This window comes from Paenibacillus sp. FSL R7-0272 (genome assembly GCF_037969905.1).
Lineage (GTDB): Bacteria > Bacillota > Bacilli > Paenibacillales > Paenibacillaceae > Paenibacillus > Paenibacillus polysaccharolyticus.
In genome coordinates, this window is the sequence record NZ_CP150221.1 from 1,281,338 (window position 1) to 1,302,708 (window position 21,371).

Here is a 21,371-nt window from a genome sequence, read left to right on the forward strand (position 1 = left end):
CAGGCCCGTACATGGCATAAATTAAGATTTGGGAAATGGACATTTTTTAGATTACAAAAGTGCGGGCCTGTTCGTCAACATCGAGAGCGCTTCCTCAAGCTGGATGTTAATGGAATATGGAGCGTATACAACCCAAGCGTTCCAATCTACAAGATGCACACGGCCGCTGCGAACGGCGGGATGGCTGTTCCATAGAGGATCATTCTTTAATTTTTGCAATAATGTTGCCGGGTTATGCAGGTTGTCTGTCGCAAGCACAAGCACATCGGCTTCCAGACCGTCCCATTCTCCGGGTGTAAAAGGCATCCAGTTGAAGCCGATCCCGGGAGCCTGGCCGTTCAGTTCCGTCTGAATACGCTGAGGTGCGCCGAGTTGTAGCGTCCGGTAAAACACATGACCGAAGTTACGGTGGCTGTACATCCGCGGCCCTTTGGCAGTTAATGTACCTACAGCTACAGTGAGGCCGCCAGCCTGTTCTTTGATCTTCTTGCGTGCACGCTCTGCTTTGCGCTCATGCTTGTCCAGCCATTCTTTGGCCGCCTGAGTCCGGTCTACAATCGAAGCGATCTGTTCCAAATGGCCGAACACGTCGGTCTGGTTCCATGGAATGGTTATGATGGGTGCAACATCACCAATATGTTCCATCGCTTTAGCCGTAGCGTTATCTTTGGTCAGAATCAGGTCGGGATTCACATCGAGAAATGCCTGCCGCCCTTGTTCCCACGGTTCATAGGCATGAAAAGGCATGGTGAGCGAACGGGGCAGATGTGGCAGATGGCCTTGAATCTGTGCTGCACAGGGTGTGATGCCAAGTGTCATCAGGTGATCGGTATAGGGATAAGAAAGTGATACAATGTTACGATGAACTTGCTTGGCATAAGCCGTTGGTGCGTAGCCGGCATAATTACGAAACCGTCTGCTGAAATAAAACTCGTCACGGTAACCGACCTCACGGGCGACATCACGAATACGCAGATCGGAGGTCAGTAACATTTCCTTCGCCCGGTTCATACGCAGATGAGTAATATACTCGATCGGATTTTTGTGCATTCGGCTTTTGAACAGTTGAGAATAATACGACGGATGCATGCCAGCCAGTTCGGCCAGGGTATCCAGCTTAATCTCATGCATATAATGTTGCTGTATATATTGCAATGTTGATTTTAACCAGGACTCGGGATGATCCCGCCCCTGTTCCTCGATAGGGCTTGAATTTTCTTCAGGCCAGAGTAGATAGAGTAGCTCGGTTAATAGCAATTGTGCTTTGATTTCACGGGATGCTGTTTCGTTATCGGGATGTGTAAGTTCGATCAGTTGGGTAGCGATACGTTGAATGCCGTAAAAGGGCCCTCGAATCCATCCGGCAACAGGTGAATGAAGTTCACGTTCATAGATGCGCTTCGCTTCTGTTTTCTCCGTCACTCGAAACAGGTCAAATTCAAGCATGTACAACTCTGTATCATGATCTGCATCCGACACAAGTTCAAGACGTGTTCCGGGTGGGTACAAACAGGCCGCTTTGCGAACAACACGGGATGGCTCGGCATCCACAATCTGTGTTCCTGTGAAGCGATGCATATAGATGAAGGTATGATTCGGGAGTTCATCCGTCAGCCACCGGAAACGTTGCTGTGTGTTAACATGCTCTGCCCGGCGAAGTTCAACCAAGGCATGATCCAGGAACTGGTGAAGTTCATTGCGAGCCGTTGCACGTGTATTTATATGATTTAAATTGCCGCTAGGGCGTACAGTCAGTTCGTCATCTGAAGGTATGCGGTTATGGCCTTCATTAGGCTCAGAGATCATGGCGTACCTTCCTTTCATTGGGTCATTGTGTTCTTCAATAGGGTACATGTGCTCATGGTATGTCTCCAAGTTATCTTAGCAAATCTGTTGCGGAATTGAAATGTGATAAGGGGAAGCAAGCTTTTCTGACGAAAACGTTTCTTTTTGGTAAAATAAGAGAGATACCATGTTGGCTGGTCTGAATCATGAACCTTGTAATACGCAAATTGGTAGTAGGGAGGATGTACGTATGACACAGACAGCGGGACAGGATAAGGTACGATGGGGCATTATGGGCACGGGATGGATTGCATCCCAGTTTGCCAAGGATTTGGCACATGCGGGGAATGCGGTGAAAGCAGCGGTTGGTTCACGAACCGCAGGTAGTGCGGAGAAATTTGCAGCCGAATATGGTTTTGAACGCGCTTACGCTTCATATGATGAATTGCTGCGAGACCCTGAGGTGGATATCATCTATGTGGCAACGCCGCATCCGGTACATAAGGAAAATGTGATGGCCTGCCTCGAAGCGGGCAAAGCGGTACTTTGTGAGAAACCGTTTACGATGAACTCACGTCAACTGGAGCCGCTCGTGGAAACGGCGCGAGAACGGAAACTTTTCCTGATGGAGGGCATGTGGACACGCTTCCTGCCGCCGATTGTACAGGCACGGGCATGGATTGCGGAAGGTCGTATTGGTGAAGTACGGATGGTACAGGCAGACTTTGGATTCCGCATCGGCTGGGAGCCGGAGGGGCGGCTGCTTAATCCCGATCTGGGCGGTGGTGCGCTACTGGATGCCGGAGTTTACCCGATCTCTTTCGCGTCGATGATCTTCGGTGAACAACCTCAACATGTATGGAGCACAGCACACATTGGGGAAACCGGTGTGGACGAGCAATTCTCTATATTGTTGTCTTATTCCGAGGGGCGTTCGGCGTCACTAAGCGGTGCCATTCGTTTGAATCTGAACAATGAGGCGGTAATCTATGGTACGGAAGGCCGAATTCGTCTGCCTTTTTTCCTCGCAGGCAAAGAAGCTTATTTACATGTGAACGGACAGGACGAGCCAGAGAAGTTTGTGGATGATCGGACTTGTCTCGGGTACGCATTCGAAGCAGAAGAGGCGGGACGTTGCATTCTGCAAGGTCGAACAGAGAGTAATACTATGAAACTGGACGAATCCCTGGAGATCATGAAGCTGATGGATACGGTTCGTCGACAATGGGGATTACGCTATAGATCGGAGTAAGGGCCGATGTCTTGTAATGGGAAAGCACTTATTTATAGTGACTTAGATACACGCAAGCTGGATGGAACGCTGGAAATGCCGGGCGTGTGAGAAGTCCCACGCTTATGGCGAGTGTTTTCTTTAAGTGATGTAGTCCAGTCAGTTTATTGTGATGGCATCTGTTGTTGTATCCGCAGAAATAAACAAAGGGTTGGCGGGTTGATTAAAAAGGAGCGCTGGAGTTGTACAAGCCTTGCAGTTGTATAACGGAAGAGTAGCGTTACTAATTAGGCGAAGCAGGTTGTAGCATTTGAATTGTTCCATCGGGAGGGAGTGCAGCAGTTGATGAAGTTTCTGATTTCGGGGTTTGAACCTTTTGGCGGTGATGCTGTCAATCCGACGGGAGCGTTAATGGAAGCATTAGCGCATGAGGTGATCGAGGGAGCAGTATTAAAAACCGTGTTGCTACCTGTGAATTTTGATGAGTGTGCAGACATGCTGATTGCAGAGATGCAGGTTTTTCAGCCGGATATCGTTATCGCCTGCGGGTTAGCAAAAGGTAGAACGGCAATTACGCCAGAGCGCATCGCCATTAATGTGAAGGATATTCCGCCCGGATCTTATGCGGACAATCAGGGGCAGCGCCCTGTGGATGAGCCGATTGCAGCCGGAAGTCCCGATGGTTTATTTTCCACCTTGCCTATCCGGAAGATGGTCAATGATATGTCGGCTAGAGGCATACCAGCAACAGTCTCCAATACGGCGGGAACATATATATGTAATAACACGATGTACCGGATACTCGATTACATTCGGTTGCAACAGTTGTCTGTGCGAGCAGGCTTTGTTCATTTTCCGGCTTCGACAGAAATGGCTGTTCAGGCACCTTCTGTCCCATCTCTGCCACTTCCAGTGATGCTGGATGCACTGCGATCGATGATTCGCACGGTTATGTCGGAGACGGAAACAAGTAATTAAACTGCCGATATATCAAGCAGTAACGAATAACTAGGTAACCAACAAAAAGCGGATCCGGACAATCAACACTAATCAGGCAACCAACAATGATAAACTAATAACGAGGCAAACAATATATCAATAACCTGGCGACAAACAACAAACAAACCAAACTAACAACCAAACCGATACAACGATACAACGAGGAAACGAATACGAGGAAATCAATAACCTAGGTAATCAATAAACTAATAAACAATCAACAACCAGGTAACCCACAAACAAACCATAGGCTATAAGCAAGCCATAACTGATAAACCAACTCAACGAATAAAAGGGCAACTCCAATACGTCACAAAGGTGGCGAGAAGACTTGCCCTACTCGTATTTGATTAGTTTGGTTTTTACACATAATATCTCCCAATCATAGGGGAGTTTTACGAGCTAGTACCCAATATGAGGGTGGAAACCTTGTGTAGACTCAATCTTACGGCGTGTTAGGGCCAATGATACTGCATGACTATCTGGCGCAATTTCTAACGATCCCCACAGACGCTATTTACACCAATTTGGCGGTTTTAGAATTCTAACGATCCGTAGGAACGCTATTTCACCGAAATAGACCAGATTGAGATGAAAAAGGACCATTTTCGGCTAAATAAGGTTTCTGGTGATCGTTAGAATTTGCAGACTGCAAAAATGAGTCAAATAAGGTCTGTCAGGATCGTTAGAGATAGACGGTACATAAAAGATAGGTCAAAACCTTAAGGAGTAGTAGCTCCGGCTAAGTTCAGAGTTAAACAACATGGAAACATTCCAATACCAGCCGATAGAGAGCATTGCAACGTGAAGTTTAGATTTTTAACAAGTTCAAGTCAAACTCGGGAACAAGTTTTTCTTGCATGGCACGACCAAGCAGGGCCGTAATCGCAGCATAACCGTCTTCACCCAAATTAGCACTGAATTCGTTGACGTACAGATCGATATGTTGAGCGGCTACTTTGGGGTCCATCTCTTGTGCATGCTCCATGACATATGTTTGCGATTCTTCAGGATGAGCCCAAGCGTACTCCACAGAGGCACGTGCCCAGCCGGCCAAAGCGTGAGCATCCAGATCACGGCGGGCAATAATGGCACCGAGCGGAATCGGCAGGCCTGTGTCATTTTCCCACCAGTTGCCGAGGTCAGTCATCAGCTGCAAATTATAGTTTTGGTACGTAAAACGTGCTTCATGGATAACCAGCCCGGCATCGATTTGACCATCACGAACGGCAGGCATAATTTTATCAAAAGGCATGACAACAATTTCACCGACACCGCCAGGAACATTTTGCGCGGCCCATAGACGGAATAACAGATAGGCTGTCGAGCGCTCGCTTGGTACGGCAACACGTCGTCCAGACAGGTATGACGGGTCAGTTGTTCCATCAGCTGTTAAAACCAAAGGGCCGCAGCCTCTGCCCAGAGCACCGCCAGCAGGTAATAAAGCATAGTTTTCCAATACATAAGGTAGCGCTGCATAAGAGATTTTCATCACTTCCGGAATGTCTGGTCCAATTGGACTTGCAGCAAGACCGTTCGTTATATCGATATCCGCATAGCGAACGTCAAGCTCAGGTGCACCAGGAATCAGACCGTGTACCCAAGCGTGAAAGATAAAAGTATCGTTAGGACAAGGGGAAAAAGCAATATTCATGATGTAATAACCTCCCGTAAAATAGAACTTGCTGCCTGGAGCGCATCCAGGGCATCCTTGATGCGCCAAGCGTCGCGGTCGCGTGGACCGACTGCGTTAGAAATACCGCGCAGTTCGAGCACCGGCAGGCCGAACTGATGCGCAGCTGTTGCCACGCCGAAGCCTTCCATGCCTTCGGCGGCAGCATCCGGCACGCGGCGCAACAGCTCCGCGGCCGTCTGCGCGGTTCCGGTCGCCGTGGACACGGTGACCGTAGTGCCTCCGCTGACAGCGAGCCCTGCCCGCTGCAGCTCATGGCGCAGGCGCGCGGCAAGCACCGCGTCCGCAGCCACACGGGACGAGCCGAATCCGAGCTCGTCCACAGAGAGGAAGCCGTCTGGCGTCTGCGAGCCCAGATCGGCTGCAACCATGGCGTCGGCTACCACGAGGGAGCCGACGTCTGCACGGCCGGGGAACCCGCCGCCGATGCCGGCACTGATCACCAGCCCATAGGCTGTTGATCTGGCGCCTGTCCCGGCAACGGGCCCCGGCCCTGAAGATGCGGCTGTGCCTTGCGCCGCATCAAGTTCCTCTGGCGCGGCCTTGCCGTGCGCCAGTTCACGTGCCGCTGCTGAAGCAAAAGCTAGGGCAGCGGCAGTTCCGGCAGCGGCCGAGGCAGGGCCAACGCCCGCTGCAATAACATCAAACTGTGTTGCGGCATCATCACCCAAGCCGCGAAGGATGGCGTCTTTTTCCGCGTCCACAGCCGTTACAATCAGTATGCGTGAAGAAGCCCAGAGCCCGGCTGCAGAAGAAATCTTATCAGAAAACGTACCTTTTGTTATGTTCATGAGTTGTTTACCTCGATTTTAATTGTAATAGTAGATAGATCGCCGTTTCCAAGCCTAGCATGTATACGGTTATAGTGTTCAGAAGGCTATCTGCTTTAGTATTTTGCAAAAATTCTTCATTCGTGTGCATACACATACACATACACATAACCCGAACTCAAAATCGTAACCATACACTTATACGTTTATATGTCCACTGTATGGAAACAAATTCATTCTTTTTGTCTTTCAAAGAGTGGACAGTACTCTCCAAAAGAGCATGTCCCTCCACTAATGATTGTAACACCATATATAGATGGGAAAATCAAAATTGTTATTTTTGATCTATATGTAGGTTGGTAGGTGAAGTGTGTTCTTTTAAGAAAAGTGTCCACCTTTTGATAAACAAAATCCCCAAATGTACACGACAAGTGGACAAGTTACAAACAGATCATGTCCTTTCCGAAAGCCGGAACAGCGAATAGCGAATAGCAAAATGAAAACTTTACACCATACTGTTACTCACACTCACTCATCACACTCACACTGACTCTAACTCATCCCATCTTAGCTCTTCCCACCTCACACTAACCCACCCTGACTCATCCTAACTCATTCTATCATTTTAACTCATCACATCTCTAACTCATAACTACCTCTCTATCTCACATTCATTGATCTTATTCATACCTCGTCATACCTTGTTATACCTCATCTTAATTCATCCTAACTCATACTAAGCCATTGTAACTCATCATAACGAAGGAGCAGGTGCAAAACAATATTTCGAGCTTATTCGTACCAAGTCCAGTTTCGAGCATATTCGCACCAGCCAAATAAGGAGGAACGATATTTATAGAAGCGATCAAAAGCTCTCTCGTTAAACTATAATTCAAAAGAAATATCCCTCTGATCTTTTAGAAAATAACATGATCGTTTTTTTGCGCTCTTTTTATATGTCAACTATACCATATGGATTGGTTTTATATACATTTTGCTATTCCCGAATTCAGGCATGGAGTTAAAGTTAAAGATTGACAAACTGTATTAACTGTATTATTAATAGTAGTACAGATAGTACACCGAGAGTGCACTATCAGCAAAACAAGCAAGGCGACATACTAAGTTAAGAAAGGAGGTGCGGGATGTTCGAATTGGATGTACGTAGCCGGAAGGCGATCTATGAGCAACTGGTAGATAAAGTCAAAGAAATGATCGTATACGGTATTCTGAAACCCGATGAGCAGCTTCCTTCCGTTCGGTCATTATCAACACAGCTCACCGTGAACCCGAATACAATTCAGAAGGCATACCGTGAGCTTGAGCGAGAAGGTTATATTTATTCCGTGCAGGGTAAAGGAAGTTTCGTATCACCATCTGTGGAACATCCGAAGGAGGCTATGAAAGACGAGATCAGAGAATCCTTGGTGAAACTGATTGCCGAAGCTTCGTTTTCCGGTTTATCCAAGGCGGAGATGACTCTTTTATTCGAAGAAGCGATGGCCCGTATAGAGAAGGAGGTGCCCCATGATTGAGCTGAATCAAGTCGTCAAAGCTTTTGAACAGGAAAAGGCTGTCGATGGCGTAACAATGTACATAAATAAGGGGTCGATCTATGGTTTACTCGGTTCCAACGGGGCAGGCAAAACATCGTTGCTCAAAATCATTGCCGGTATTTATCGTCAAGACCGTGGAACAGTGCGCATTAACGGAGCCGAGGTATACGAAAATTTAGACCTGAAAGGCCGCACTATTTTCATGGCAGATTCACCAAACTTTTTCCCGCAATCTTCGATTACGCATATGGCTTCATTCTACCGCTCAATCTATCCAAGCTGGAGTGAGGAACGTTTCAACCAACTCGGGGCTGTCTTCAAATTAGATGTAAAACGCAAGCTTCATCGCATGTCCAAAGGCATGCGCCGTCAGGCTGCGGTATGGCTGGGACTCAGCTGTATGCCTGAGGTGTTGCTTATGGATGAACCGATTGATGGACTCGACCCTGTCATGCGCCAGCAGATCAAAAACCTCTTGTTTCAGGAAGCGGCGGAGCGTCAGGTGACCATTATCATCTCATCCCACAATTTGCGGGAGATCGAAGATCTCTGTGACCATGTAGCCATCATGCACAAAGGCCAAATTATCGTGCAGAAGGATCTGGATGACCTTAAGTCTGATACACACAAGATTCAGGTTGCCTTCCGCCACCCGGATCATGCTGATTTATTGAAAGAACAGGTTCATATTATGCATGAAGAAAAAAGAGGAAGTGTCTCTTTGTATATTGTTAAAGGTCATCGTGAAGATGTTACGGCGCAATTTCGTTTGCACGATCCGTATCTGCTGGATGTGTTGCCGCTGACACTGGAGGAGATTTTTATCTATGAAATGGAGGGTGCCGGGTATGACATTCAACCAATTATACTTTAACCGCGGTATCCTGTACCAAAATTTCAGGCAGCACGGATGGCTTGGTATTGTTTATCTCTTGTTATTATTAACGCTTCCGCTATTTATCGGCACAGAGTATCGAGATTATACGGAGGAGATTAGTACTCTATTTAAAGTAAACGGGGAGTTTCATTGGTTTCTTGCAATTACGGTGCCGGTTGTGATGGCTTTGTTCCTGTTCCGTTACATTCAAGCAGGGGGGCCTGCGGATGTATATCACAGTTTGCCTCTGAAGCGTAGACATTTGCTCACGATGAACCTGATGACCGGATATGTAATGATTCTGGTCCCCATCTGGATTACGGCTGGAGTTACCAAGTGGATGTCCGTAGCTCTGAATGAACCCGCTTATGTTTTTAACGACAGTGCAATCTGGATGTGGGGAGTAACCATAAGCATTGTCTCTCTGTTCATGTTTACGCTGACAGTTGCGGTAGGGATGTGTATCGGGCAATCTATTCTACAGGGTCTGACTGTATACGGTATCTGCCTAATTCCAGTAATCTTTTGGGGAGTCTTTGGACTGCATCTGAAGCATTATCTGTTTGGATATCCAGAAAACATTTTCCGATTCAAAATCGAGACGATTTCTCCAATTTCCCGCGTCAGCAGCCTCAGTTATGCGATTCCTGGATGGGGCGAACTTAGTATTTACGCTGGGATGACCGTACTTATGATCGTTCTATCATATCTCTTTTACCGTAAGCGCCATGTAGAATCGGCAACCCAAGCCATTGCATTTCGCATTGTCAAACCAATCTTCCGTTTTGGCTTCATGTTCACGATTGTATTGCTTAGTGGCGCTTATTTCTCAATGATTTCCCCAGGCGATTCCCGGATATGGGGCGTTGCAGGTTACATCATTGGAGGCGTTGCGGGGTACATTGGAGCTGAGATGATCATTCGCAAAACCTGGCTGATCTGGAACAGTAGCTTATTACCACAGTTTGCTGTATATGGAATTGCAACTGCACTTATTCTTTACGTGCCTGTGGCAGACTGGAATGGTTATGCGACAAATGTGCCATCGAAAGACAACGTCGAGAAAGTTCGAATTGGCGGGGACCATACGATCTATGTAGATAATCAGATTGTAAAGCTGGATGATGAACAATTCTACTCTAATGACATGGGATATATTGATGCTGTTCTTGCACTTCATCAGAAAATTGTAGATTCCCGTCAGACGTTGAATGAGAAGGGACAAAGCCGGATTATACCTGACCAAGAGAGCGTCAGGGTTGACTACAAATTGAAGAATGGAAAGACAATATCACGGCAATATACCGTTCAAGAGAGCCGTTTTCAACAAGAGTTTGAGCATATGAAAAACTTCGAAGATTATAAAGCAGTCAGTTATGGAACCTATGCACTCGACGATGACGTTCGCAGCGTTGGGATCCGGTCAAGATTGACTAGTGATCGCGCTGTATACATCAGTAACCCGCAGCTCATTCGTGAGTTCAAGGCTCTCTTGAAAGCAGAAATTTTAGATCAAACGTATGAAGATCAAAAATCCCATTGGGATTCATATGCATCAGCTGAGATTTATCAAGATTACCGGGATGGATTATCGTCCAAGCAGATTTTGAATCAACCTAATCTTAGCTCCACATACGAGATTAAACCAACCTACACCCGTTTAATTGCATGGCTCAAAGAGAACAAATTGTATGATCAGTTGCAGGTATCTGTAGATGAAATTGCTTCTGCCCAGTTTATTAAACAAGAGATTAACAGCCCGGGTAAAGCTATATATGTCTATCCTGACCCGCAATTCATAGATGAAAATCTAAAAGGAAACAAGAAGGTAGCCACCAAGAACAAAGAAATTATCAGTCAGTTGCTCCAGCGGCAAAGATCAGGTTACTACACCGATCAGGGTATCTTCTATCAGATCAAGCTTAATTTTAATAAAGGCCAGAACGTCTATATGATGTTAGAAGAGGATGATCTTACCGAGGATATGAGAGCCATTCTAATCGATCTTTAAATTTTTCTTTACTTCAGCTTGACCAAATGAAATATATGGAATATATTTGAAAAAGTGAAGATCCAAGCGATTCGTTGAATCACTGAATCTAATATGGAACGGCTCAAGAGGGAAGCACCCGTAAGAGCAGGCATAGGCCTGACTTGCGGGTGCTTTTTTTGTCGTTCGCCGAACGGATCGCTGATGTTGAATCTTGAACTGCAAGGGAGTCTTACTCTGGACGCTGTACGGAACAATTATTGGATATATACAGGGTGAATAGTGTCGCGGACTTCCATACTAATTTTGAGAAAAAGGGGTGCAGAAGGATGATGTATTTAAGACCGGAGAAGAAACGATTGGTAGAGCAATTTACGTTGCCTCGACAACCAATGGAAACGTGGAAGAGGCAGTCAATGTGGGTGCAGTTTTTTCATTTTTGGTTAAAGCTACTGGTCGGACATTCGGTTTTAAGAAGATTGAGTGTGATGCTTGTTGCAACGTACGGCATTGGAATGATATGTAGTGCAACAACAGTTCACGGTGAAGGGATTGAGCTGAATGTTACTGCGCAGAAAGCCTGGAATACAGTAGTGAATAAGGCAGATGTGCAAACGGAACGTTCCTTACTACAGACATACGAAAGTGCCGGGAAATGGATTTCTCAAAAAGAGATGTGGGAACAAAAGATCAAGCAACTACATACAACGAACGCTACTGAGTTGGTGCAGCTTCGAAAGGCAATCAGTAATACCGATGCAGCGAAGCTGGCTGCTCTTCAGAAGTCAGTGGAACTTACACAGGCACGTTATGAACCTTTATTCAAACTTTATAGCTCACTGAACAAACAATTGTCTGCTTCCAAGGCTCTCCAGAGCAAAGAGTGGAGTTCGGCCATTCGTACACAGGCTGACACGCTAAAACCCTTGGTGCAATTGGCACGTGAGGATATTCGTGCGAAGAAATTGAGCCTTTCTGAAGCACGGAAGCGGAAAAATAAGGAGGTGAAGCGGCTACGAGCGATGTTAAATGGCACAAATGCTGTAAAAAAGCAGATACAAACGGCCAAGAAACAAGTCAGTTTGTCCAGAGAACGGTACTCGGATGCGCTTCGTAACTTTAAACAAACCCTAAAAAAAGGTGAGCCTTCACGTGTGCTGAGTAGCCTGAATTCCCTGGTTTCTTCTGCTGAGAGATGGACGGTTGCGAGCCAACATATTCACACGTTAGAGCAAAAGGTGTCTACGATCTACGTTACAGTAAGCCAAGAAATCCACAACAGATCCAAATGAATGAGCCTGATCCTGCAAGAAAATTGCATGGGAGAAACTAGATTTTTTCTGGTGCGTACACCTCTATAACAGAACCATTCATTGAACATGGAGCGAGGTGCAGGCTGGTGCAGATAGAGAGCAGAACGGGTTTGAAACGAAAGCGTTACTGGATTCCCATCAGTTTATTGCTCCTGATTATCGGTGTTGTAGGAGTAGGCTCACAATTCACACCCAGAATAACAGTACTTTTGCTAAAGACAGGGATTGGATTGTTTACTACAAATGAAAGCGACAAGGCATCGTTTATTTCGGAAGGGATAACCCGTGTTACCGATGTGGCCTATGCAGATGGAGGTCGTAACAACAGTACGCTGGACATTTATTATCCTTCCGCAGCAACTAAACCCTTGCCAGTCATATTGTGGGTTCATGGCGGCGGTTGGGTTATGGGTGATAAAAAAGACATAGCCGATTATGCGGTGCAGTTAAGCAAACGTGGTCATGTGGTGGTCAGCATGAATTATGCACTTGCGCCGAATACGACATACCCTGTGCCCGTAATGCAAACCAATCAGGCTCTAACATATATCAGAGATCATGTGAGTGAATATCAAGGTGATCCGAGCAACCTGTTTCTTGCTGGTAATTCGGCTGGTGCCCAGATTGCAAGTCAGACTGCGGCGTTGCTTACGAATCCCAATCTGGCAAAACAAATGAATATAACGCCATCAGTGAAGCCTGAACAGTTAAGAGGTACACTTTTGTTCTGTGGGCCATATCAATTGCGTACTGTCGAGAGTACAGGCTTTCCGTTTATGCGAACGTTTCTCTGGTCATATACGGGAAGCAAGGCATACGAGAATGATCCACATCTGGATGAAATGTCAACGGTCCTTCAGGCCACAGCCGCCTTTCCACCATCATTTATTACTTCTGGTAATGATGATCCTTTGACCGTACAATCGATTGAACTTGCAGAAGTGTTAGAGCGTCAAGGTGTCACGACAGAAACATTATTTTTTCAATCATCTTCGGAGAAGCTGGGACATGATTACCAGTTCGATCTGGGGAGTGAAGCAGCGCAGCAGGCGCTACAGGCATCCGTGCAATTTATTCAGGCTCATAAAAAAGAAAACTAAAGATACAAAGAATTCAAGTTAAATCGGCATTTTAAAAAGGGTGTCACAGCGATTCACCATGAAAAAAACATGACATACGACTGGGACACCCTTTATTTATTTATTTATTGGCCAGAACTAATAATCTGCGCATAGCTTCTTCAACTGTTGCACGTGGACAGGCTACGTTGATGCGCATGAATCCGGCATATTCTTTGCCGAAGACAACCCCGCTATTGAATGCGAGTCCTGCTTCATGAAGCAGTTTCTTGCTTAATTGCGCATGAGTCAATCCTAATTCCCGGAAATCGACCCATAACAAATAGGTGGCTTCAGGAAGGTACAGACGGATACCTGGCAGATGCTCCGCAATAAATTGCTGCACGTATTCCATGTTGCCCCGAATATAAGCAAGACATTGATCAAGCCAATCTTCGCCACCGTTATAAGCGGCCTCGGTTGCTACGGCTCCTAGTGTACTAATACTGGATAACCCCATGGTACGCACGCCTTTGGCGAACTGTTCCCGCAATTGGGCATTAGGAATGATAATGTTTGATGAACTTAATCCGGGGATATTAAACGTTTTGCTTGGTGCTGTGCAGATGATGCTGCGAGCTGCGATCGCTTCCGAGATCAGACTTAGCGGTGTATGTGTTCCACGTTCATACACCAGATCAGCATGGATTTCATCCGATACGATGAGCACATTATATTTCAGACACAGTGATGCAAGAGCCTCCAGTTCCTCACGGCTCCATACTCGTCCAACCGGATTGTGAGGACTGCACAGGATCAGCATTTTGACCTTTCCATTCTGGAAACTTCTCTCCAGATGATTCAGATCCATGCTGTATTTCCCATGTTCTTCGATCAGTGGATTCGTAATGAGTTCCCGTCCCTGATCTCTCACGACATCATAGAACGGAGGATATACGGGTGTCTGGATGACTACAGCATCCCCTGGTGAAGTAAATTGTTGTACCGCTATACTGAGCGCAGGTACGATCCCTGGCGTGAATACGATCCAGTCCGCATGGATTTTCCAGTTGTGGCGGCGTTGCATCCAGTCTGTGACGGCTGCATGATAGTCCTCGGTTCGCAGAGTGTAACCAAAGATGCCGTGTCCCATCCGGGCCTGTAAAGCTTCAATAACAGATGGAGGAGCAGCAAAATCCATATCAGCTACCCACATAGGAAGAGCATCTGTTACACCGAATAATGCCTCAAGCCCGTCCCATTTCTCGGAAGCGGTAGATATTCGGTCAATCGGTGTATCAAACAAATATTGATCTATCATAACAAAGAAGTCCTCCTTGGTTCATTGATTCGTTGTTACGTCCTACAAACAAGACATCATTATCTAATACATCTTGTATTTTCGCAACTTCTAAACCATTTTTATATGACCCAAGTCCTGATTTAGCGAGATATCGTTTACAACCTGCCATCAAGTACTTATGATATGGCTAACATGAGGTGGGAGTTGAAGGATTGTCGATACAGTTCATTGTTATATGAACTAAATTCATCTGCACTATACCTTTCATAACCTCATGATTCAATTCAATATGTAATATTCATCTTTTATTATACTGAACTTTGGAGGCGAAGGAATATGAAAAACAAAAAGTGGTTGATTGCAGCAGGCGTATTTGGGATGGTGTTAACGGGATCAGCAGGTGTCTATGCAGGTACGCAACTGGAAACGATCAAAGCCTATCTGAATCACGGACTTGCCATTGAAGTAAACGGACAAAAATTCACACCGACAGGTGATCAGGGCAAAAAACTTGCGCCTATTACGTATCAAGGCAGTACATACCTTCCGGCTCGCTCCATTGCTGAAGCTTTAAATACAGAAGTGAAATATGACGCCAAAAATAATAAGGTAAGCATCGGTGCTTCAAGCTCATCAGGCGGGTCTGCATCCACTGGAGGCGGTCAATCCACATCTCCATCGACAGGTACGAACACACAAGCTCCAGGCGTAAAATCCAAGTACTTGCCAGCAGATTTCCCATTGCCTAAGGATGCAAAAGCGACCAGCTTGATTGAGAATGTTGTAGATGGAAACAAAAAAGTAGTGCTGATCTATACATCCAAGGAGAGTCTGAGCACTCTCGCTTCATCTTACAAAAACTATTATCAGAATAAAAACCTGACTCAAAACAGTGAGGATATTCAAGCTGACGAATTCAGCATTTTAGGTCGTGAGGAAGGCAAGTACGCTGTAACGATTACAGGTAACGCATCTTCAAGCGATAAGGATTTGAATGAAGTTACGGTCATCTGGGGAGAAGAATAAGCAAGTTCATATGTTGTCTAATTCTTAAAATAAAGCAAGCCGATATGCCTGTAATGATTCGTGATTACAGGCATATCGGCTTTTTGCGTTCAAAGTGCAGAGTATCCATGTAACAGTCTTTAGGTCAATCTTTTCGTTCAACTTCCATGGGAGGTTTACAGATACTCGTTAAACCACTGGGCGATATGCTCTAAACGTCGCACCCTCAGATGTGGATTACCGGAGCGAGATAGTTCATGGTTGGCTCCAGGGAAACGAACGAGTCGGGTCGTTTGCTTGCGCCGTTTCAGTGCAACATATAATTGCTCGGCTTGCTCAATGGGACAGCGGAGATCCTGTTCGCCATGAAGAATAAGCAGTGGGGTCTGCATATTGCCCACATAAGCCAGCGGAGAATGTTTCCACAGTTTTTCCGTGTCTTCCCATGCATTACCGCCAATCTGATCTTCCGTAAAGAAATATCCAATATCACTGACGCCATAGAATGACAACCAGTTGCAGATGGAACGCTGGGTAACAGCGGCTTTGAAGCGGTTCGTATGTCCCACGATCCAGTTCGTCATGAACCCGCCATAGCTACCGCCGGTTACGCCCAGTCTGGATGGATCGATGAAGGCATAATGGGATAAAGCATAGTCCACAGACTCCATCAGGTCTCGGTAATCCCCACCGCCATAATCTTCCCGACAAGCATTCACGAACTGTTGACCATATCCTAATCCTCCACGCGGATTGAGATACATCACAGCATAGCCCTGAGCAACAAGGAGCTGGAACTCATGCATAAAAGTAAAACCATACATCATATGCGGGCCGCCATGAATTTCAAGAATCGTCGGAACCTTGACACCCTCAACGATGCCATGAGGTTTCATGATCCACCCTTGCAGCTGTAGCCCATCCGACGAGTCAAACCAGAAGGTTTCTGGCGTACTAAGCCAAATGTCCTGTTCTAACTGCGGGTTACTGTTCGTGAGACGGACAGGTTCGATTCCGGGGTCTCCTGGTTGTTCATACAGATACAAGTCACCGGGATGTTGTGTATTCGCAACAGCCGCGACGATCTGGCCCTGTGCCAGCTCTGCAAACTGATAGATCTCGCATTCATCTGGCAAAATGTAATCGGCACCACTTCCATCTAATGCGAATCTAGCTATACGCACGCTGCCATGTATCGTAGCAAGACACAGAATGGAAGAGCCATCTCGTGAATATAGCGGACCTGTCGTGACGAGGTGAGAGCGCATATCACCAACAAGGCTATGATTCAACTGTACATCCCAATCTGCACTTAGGCATTCAGGTGTTCCACCCGATATCGGGAGTGTATACAACTTCGCCAAGGTAGCATTGCCATAAGAGCGGTCACTGGCGAGAAGGGCCAGAGATTGCGCGTCAGGTGCATATCTAAGCCGATAGAAGGCATATCCTTCCGGGGTTAGTTGCTGTAGATCTGATCCATCAGGTCTGGATGTATACACATGATTGGTCAACGTAAAGTCGCTATGATCCGCGCCCTCTTCAGGCATTTCAGTAATCCAGGCGATGCGTTTTCCATCCGGAGACCAAGCATAGTCCCCGATATCATAGTGACCCGTCGTAACAGGAATAGCCTCTGCGCTGATTGGCGCGATAACAAAGAGATGGGAACGTCGTCCATTCCATAACCCTCCGCTGTCGGATTTCATGCGAATTCGGTCCACGATGATTTCTTGAGGCAGTGAGTTTTCCTTATGATCTGTGTTGTAGCCTTCCGCGGACATTGAATCCGGTTGTTTATCTATCATTTCCACAGAAGACTTTACAAGCAGAGTCCCGCCATCTGGCGCCCATAAGAAGGAACTGACGCCATGCTGAAGGTGACTGATCTGCTGAGCTTCTCCGCCATCTGAAGCCATGAGCCATACCTGGGATTTTCCCTGCACTTCGCGTATAAAAGCAAGCTGTGCCCCATCCGGCGACCAAGCTGGGGAATGATCATTTTCTCCAGAAGTGAAAGGTCTGTCCTTTCGACTATCCAGATGAAGTAGTCTCAGGTGTGAGCGATAACCATCGTGTTTTTCATTTACTTGCCGGCTAACATACACCAGATGTCCGCCTTGAGGAGAAGGGACCGGATCATTAACCCATGTAAGCTGGTACAAATCTTCCGATGTCATGCCACGTTGCTCGTTCATCGCTTGTCCTCCCACTAGTATTCAGATTGAATAATTTCCTAAGCTTTCCATTTATATTAACGGAAAGACAAGTACAGGACAACAACTTGTCGAATGGAATGACGTTAAGTTTTTTTACAAGGAAGGAATAGACGCACAGGAAATGTTTAGGCCTAGCCCGAATGGTTTAATGTACAATGCAATTCCTGTTTTGAACTGCACATGATTTAGTCACAAGAAGGAGGAAGTTATGCTTGAATACATCTTATGAACAGCATGTGGAATATCCGAGCAGGAAACGAATGGCTTTGATTACGGCAGGGGCAGCGCTTTTTGTGAGTGCCGGATTCTTTCTGATGTTTGACCGATCTTCAGGTGCAGGTACTTCCATCATATCCAGTGTTCTTGGTCTGTTGTCTGTCCTCTTTTTTGGCACGTGTTTCTTCTATAGCCTGGTAAAGATGATCCGAAAAGAACCTTCCTTTGTCATTAATGAACAGGGGTTTGTCGATTCTTCCTCTTATACCTCAGGCGGGGCAGTGGCCTGGAGGGAAATTGAACATATGTTTATGTATGAGCTGATGGGACAAAAAATGATTGGGGTTAAACTGCAGGATGAGAAAGCATTTATGGAGCGTCATAACGGAATGAAGCGCAAGCTGATGGCGGCGAATAGCCATATGGTGGATGCAACCATCAGTATTGCGCAAAGCAGTATCACTTTGCCAATCGACGAACTGTATCTTATGATGATGAATCATTGGCAGCATGGTAAAGGCGGCAGGATTTACGTTTTGAACGGGAGGAAATAATACATATGGCTTAGAACGGCAGGTCTTTGAGACCTGTTTTTTTGTGTGTTCAAATAACAACTGAAAATAGGCTTTACAATACCAATCCACTAGTGTACTATGTAACTAACACACCGATACAGAAAGGAGCGAGAACATCGTGCCTATCGAATTTGATAACAATTTACCGATCTATCTGCAGATCATGCAATATATCAAACGACAGATTGTAACCGGCGCCCTCAAGGCAGGAGATAAAATTCCTTCGGTTCGTGAACTGGCTGCCGAACTGCAGATTAATCCAAATACAGTACAGCGTACGTTCCAGGAGCTGGAGCGTGAAGAAGTGGTTGAAACGAAGCGGGGTTTGGGCAGATATGTGACAAGTGAGGAGAGGAAGATCATGATGATCAAGAAAGAAATGGCCGGCGAATTGCTGGATCGTTTCCTGACCGGAATGCAAGAGCTTGGAATCGAAGAACAGGATATTGTGTCCATCGTGACGGACGCTTTGGCAGAAGGTAGTCAGGGGAAAGGGGAGAAGACACATGAGTAACATTCTTGAAATTAACCAGGTCAACAAGACATATGGGCGTAAACAGGCGTTACACAATGTCTCCCTGAATGTTGCTCCAGGACGAATTGTAGGTCTCCTAGGTAGCAACGGAAGTGGAAAGAGTACACTGATGAAACTGGTCGCAGGTTTGCTACATCCCGCTAGCGGTAGCATTCAGGTTACAGGTAAGGCGATTGGACTGGAGACGAAGTCACTCGTTTCATTCATGCCGGATCGTCCGTTAACCGAGAAGTGGATGAAGGTTCGTGATGCGATCGCATACTACCGTGATTTTTATGGCGATTTTGATGAAGAAAAGGCACGGGAGATGTTGGAGTTTATGAATCTTTCAGCGGATGAGCGTGTTAGTCATTTGTCCAAAGGCATGAATGAACGACTACAGTTAACACTGGCATTGTCTCGTAAGGCGCGGCTCTATTTGCTGGATGAGCCGATCGGCGGCGTTGACCCGGTAGCCAGAGGTAAGATTCTGGACGCGATCGTTAAATTTTACGATGAAGACAGCAGTCTAATCATTTCCACACATCTGGTGAATGATATTGAACGCATTTTCGATGAAGTGGTCTTTATTCGGGAAGGCAAGATAGTTATGCATGAGGAAGTCGAGACAATCAGGCTGAAGCATGGAAAAAGTGTGGATGAGATGTTCAAGGAGGTCTATGCAGAATGATGACATTGTTGAAGTATGATTTTAGAAGAAGCTGGAACACCCTACTGGCAGGGCTGGTCGTCTTGATTATTGTTCAATTAGGTCTGATGATATTTTTGTCGTCTGGTGTCACTGCAAATTTGCTTGGTATCATGGCATACGTCGGAGCAGGTGTAGCCATCTATGTGAAGACGATAAAAACCTACGCTGCCAATATCCGCTCCTACAATCGTCGTCTGATCCCGGTCACGGGTCTGTCTCATGTGTTATCACCTATCATTTTTGGTACAATTTGCGGACTGGGCTTGCTGCTGATGGGCTTCCTCCACGCCTACCTCTACATTACGATGAAACTGGGGCTTGATCTGTCTGCTTATATTGGTGTCAACATAAGTGTAGCTGAGATATGGAGTACTTTGTTTTTTGCAGGTTGGATTGTTCTGTTTATGACGATCATGATCTTTTTCTCCATTAGTGTAGCGGGAACGTTCCGCTGGAAAACAGGCCCATGGATCGGGATTGTCACGTTTATTGTTCTGATTAACCTGCTTAGCTGGTTGGAAAATGTTATTTTTTCAGGAAAGTTCAGTCCGAATGATCTGTTTCAGTTCACCGAAGAAAGCACGGGCATCTCATTTTCAGCCAACGGTGTTATATGGGCGGATGGACGGTGGGGGACCACGGTGTTTGAAATGGCACTTGCCGCGCTTCTCGTATGGGGTATTATTTATATGAACACGAAAAAAGTGGAAGTCTGATCCCTGCTTTAGCAAAAGAATACAGAATGGATACAACGGGTGGCAGAGCTGCTCGTTTTTTCTTTTGGCAGAAATGAACGGATATATGCACCCTATTCCAGTTTGAATACGTAAATATATGTATAATAACCGCGAATAGGGTAATTAAAGATGGATTCGCATGATGAGCATCATTAGACATTACAACATCGGGAAGGGGAGATGGATATGCAATTGTACTTCAGAGATAACTTTTTCAACGCCGGATATACCGAAATTTTGAATGCCGACCAGGAACGGGCAGGGCACCTGGATTTGAAAAGTGTATTTGGATCATCACTCGATGTATCGGATGAAAATGGCCTTGTCTGTAGCGGCAAATTCCGCATGTTGACGAATCGCTGGGACGTGACCGCAGCAGATGGCACACATCTGGGGGTACTAAGAGCGAGATTCAGCTTTTTTAGCAAAAAGTATGAGTACGATACGGGCTCACGTGGCATATATGATGTATCTGCTCCGGCATTTTCGCAGGAATATGATGTGACTGATGGATCGGGCCGCGTTGTAGTAAGCTTCCGTCGTACCAGCGGTTGGTTTAGTTCAGGGGCGTTTGTGCTGGATAATCAATCCGAATACTTGGACACTTATGAATTGGTTGCTGTGGTCATGGGCGTGCACGCGATTAACAAAAGACGGAACGCAGCCAGTAGCAGTAGTTCGTAGATCTGGAATGTATAGGGATGTAGCTCTCAAAATTACGTTCATCTACAAGGACGAAGTTGAGGCGATTGATCTGTTCTAGGCCGATGGAGTAGCGGTCAGGTCAGATGCACGCCTGCATCATTTTGTCCTTTTTT

18 protein-coding genes are annotated in these 21,371 nt (G+C 46.1%); 13 read left to right on the forward strand and 5 right to left on the reverse strand.

The window, feature by feature from the left end; genetic code table 11:
• Positions 1-51: 51 nt before the first annotated feature.
• On the reverse strand, positions 52-1,806 hold the full coding sequence (locus tag MKY23_RS05475; protein WP_339836083.1) for an AraC family transcriptional regulator: 1,755 nt from the start codon (positions 1,804-1,806) through the stop codon (positions 52-54).
• A gap of 229 nt (positions 1,807-2,035) precedes the next feature.
• On the opposite strand from MKY23_RS05475, the gene MKY23_RS05480 reads away from it, so the two are divergent.
• Both MKY23_RS05480 and MKY23_RS05485 read left to right on the forward strand, forming a co-directional pair.
• A complete protein-coding gene (locus tag MKY23_RS05480; RefSeq protein WP_154984555.1) occupies positions 2,036-3,037 on the forward strand; it encodes a Gfo/Idh/MocA family oxidoreductase in 1,002 nt (333 codons plus the stop codon).
• A 324-nt stretch (positions 3,038-3,361) separates the two neighbouring features.
• On the forward strand, positions 3,362-3,994 hold the full coding sequence (locus tag MKY23_RS05485; protein WP_339839246.1) for a pyroglutamyl-peptidase I: 633 nt from the start codon (positions 3,362-3,364) through the stop codon (positions 3,992-3,994).
• Positions 3,995-4,826: 832 nt separating this feature from the next.
• On the opposite strand, the gene MKY23_RS05490 is transcribed toward MKY23_RS05485, so the two are convergent.
• Together MKY23_RS05490 and MKY23_RS05495 are read right to left on the reverse strand one after the other, a co-directional pair.
• Positions 4,827-5,669: a 1,4-dihydroxy-6-naphthoate synthase gene (locus MKY23_RS05490; protein WP_251507888.1), complete on the reverse strand. Its 843-nt coding sequence runs from the start codon at positions 5,667-5,669 to the stop codon at positions 4,827-4,829.
• Positions 5,666-6,499 (reverse strand): futalosine hydrolase, encoded by an 834-nt coding sequence (locus MKY23_RS05495; protein WP_339836091.1) that lies wholly within the window; start codon positions 6,497-6,499, stop codon positions 5,666-5,668. The genes MKY23_RS05490 and MKY23_RS05495 overlap by 4 nt, the downstream gene beginning before the upstream one ends.
• 1,124 nt (positions 6,500-7,623) lie before the next feature.
• On the opposite strand from MKY23_RS05495, the gene MKY23_RS05500 reads away from it, so the two are divergent.
• The 5 genes from MKY23_RS05500 (at position 7,624) to MKY23_RS05520 (ending at position 13,314) form a co-directional block, all read left to right on the forward strand.
• Positions 7,624-8,013: a GntR family transcriptional regulator gene (locus MKY23_RS05500; RefSeq protein ID WP_090917764.1), complete on the forward strand. Its 390-nt coding sequence runs from the start codon at positions 7,624-7,626 to the stop codon at positions 8,011-8,013.
• A complete protein-coding gene (locus tag MKY23_RS05505; protein WP_339836094.1) occupies positions 8,006-8,908 on the forward strand; it encodes an ABC transporter ATP-binding protein in 903 nt (300 codons plus the stop codon). Before MKY23_RS05500 ends, MKY23_RS05505 begins: the two co-directional genes overlap by 8 nt.
• Positions 8,862-10,922 carry a hypothetical protein gene (locus tag MKY23_RS05510; RefSeq protein ID WP_339836097.1) on the forward strand — a complete coding sequence of 687 codons (2,061 nt, stop codon included), beginning with the start codon at positions 8,862-8,864 and terminating at the stop codon, positions 10,920-10,922. Before MKY23_RS05505 ends, MKY23_RS05510 begins: the two co-directional genes overlap by 47 nt.
• Before the next feature lie 308 nt (positions 10,923-11,230).
• Entirely contained in the window at positions 11,231-12,193 is a 963-nt protein-coding gene (locus tag MKY23_RS05515) for a hypothetical protein (protein WP_339836101.1), read from the forward strand.
• 107 nt (positions 12,194-12,300) lie between these two features.
• Positions 12,301-13,314 (forward strand): alpha/beta hydrolase, encoded by a 1,014-nt coding sequence (locus tag MKY23_RS05520; protein ID WP_339836104.1) that lies wholly within the window; start codon positions 12,301-12,303, stop codon positions 13,312-13,314.
• Positions 13,315-13,414: 100 nt separating this feature from the next.
• Here the strand turns inward: MKY23_RS05520 and MKY23_RS05525 are convergent, their stop codons facing one another.
• Complete coding sequence (locus MKY23_RS05525) at positions 13,415-14,593, reverse strand: MalY/PatB family protein (protein ID WP_339836107.1); 1,179 nt, start codon at positions 14,591-14,593, stop codon at positions 13,415-13,417.
• Between the two features lie 318 nt (positions 14,594-14,911).
• Between MKY23_RS05525 and MKY23_RS05530 the strand changes: the two genes are divergently transcribed.
• Positions 14,912-15,601, forward strand: coding sequence for a stalk domain-containing protein (locus tag MKY23_RS05530; RefSeq protein ID WP_154959816.1), 690 nt, complete (start codon positions 14,912-14,914; stop codon positions 15,599-15,601).
• Between the two features lie 155 nt (positions 15,602-15,756).
• Here the strand turns inward: MKY23_RS05530 and MKY23_RS05535 are convergent, their stop codons facing one another.
• Entirely contained in the window at positions 15,757-17,778 is a 2,022-nt protein-coding gene (locus MKY23_RS05535) for a S9 family peptidase (RefSeq protein ID WP_339836111.1), read from the reverse strand.
• A gap of 233 nt (positions 17,779-18,011) precedes the next feature.
• Between MKY23_RS05535 and MKY23_RS05540 the strand changes: the two genes are divergently transcribed.
• The 5 genes from MKY23_RS05540 to MKY23_RS05560 all read left to right on the forward strand — a co-directional run bounded on the left by MKY23_RS05540 (position 18,012) and on the right by MKY23_RS05560 (position 21,237).
• Entirely contained in the window at positions 18,012-18,569 is a 558-nt protein-coding gene (locus tag MKY23_RS05540) for an STM3941 family protein (protein WP_339836114.1), read from the forward strand.
• 139 nt (positions 18,570-18,708) lie between these two features.
• Positions 18,709-19,104 (forward strand): GntR family transcriptional regulator, encoded by a 396-nt coding sequence (locus MKY23_RS05545; protein WP_090917783.1) that lies wholly within the window; start codon positions 18,709-18,711, stop codon positions 19,102-19,104.
• Positions 19,097-19,795: an ABC transporter ATP-binding protein gene (locus MKY23_RS05550; protein ID WP_339836116.1), complete on the forward strand. Its 699-nt coding sequence runs from the start codon at positions 19,097-19,099 to the stop codon at positions 19,793-19,795. The genes MKY23_RS05545 and MKY23_RS05550 overlap by 8 nt, the downstream gene beginning before the upstream one ends.
• The gene (locus MKY23_RS05555; protein WP_339836119.1) at positions 19,792-20,532 is read left to right on the forward strand and encodes a hypothetical protein; all 741 of its coding nucleotides are present in this window, start codon (positions 19,792-19,794) and stop codon (positions 20,530-20,532) included. The genes MKY23_RS05550 and MKY23_RS05555 overlap by 4 nt, the downstream gene beginning before the upstream one ends.
• Positions 20,533-20,733: 201 nt before the next feature.
• Positions 20,734-21,237 carry a hypothetical protein gene (locus tag MKY23_RS05560; protein ID WP_339836122.1) on the forward strand — a complete coding sequence of 168 codons (504 nt, stop codon included), beginning with the start codon at positions 20,734-20,736 and terminating at the stop codon, positions 21,235-21,237.
• Positions 21,238-21,371: the final 134 nt, after the last annotated feature.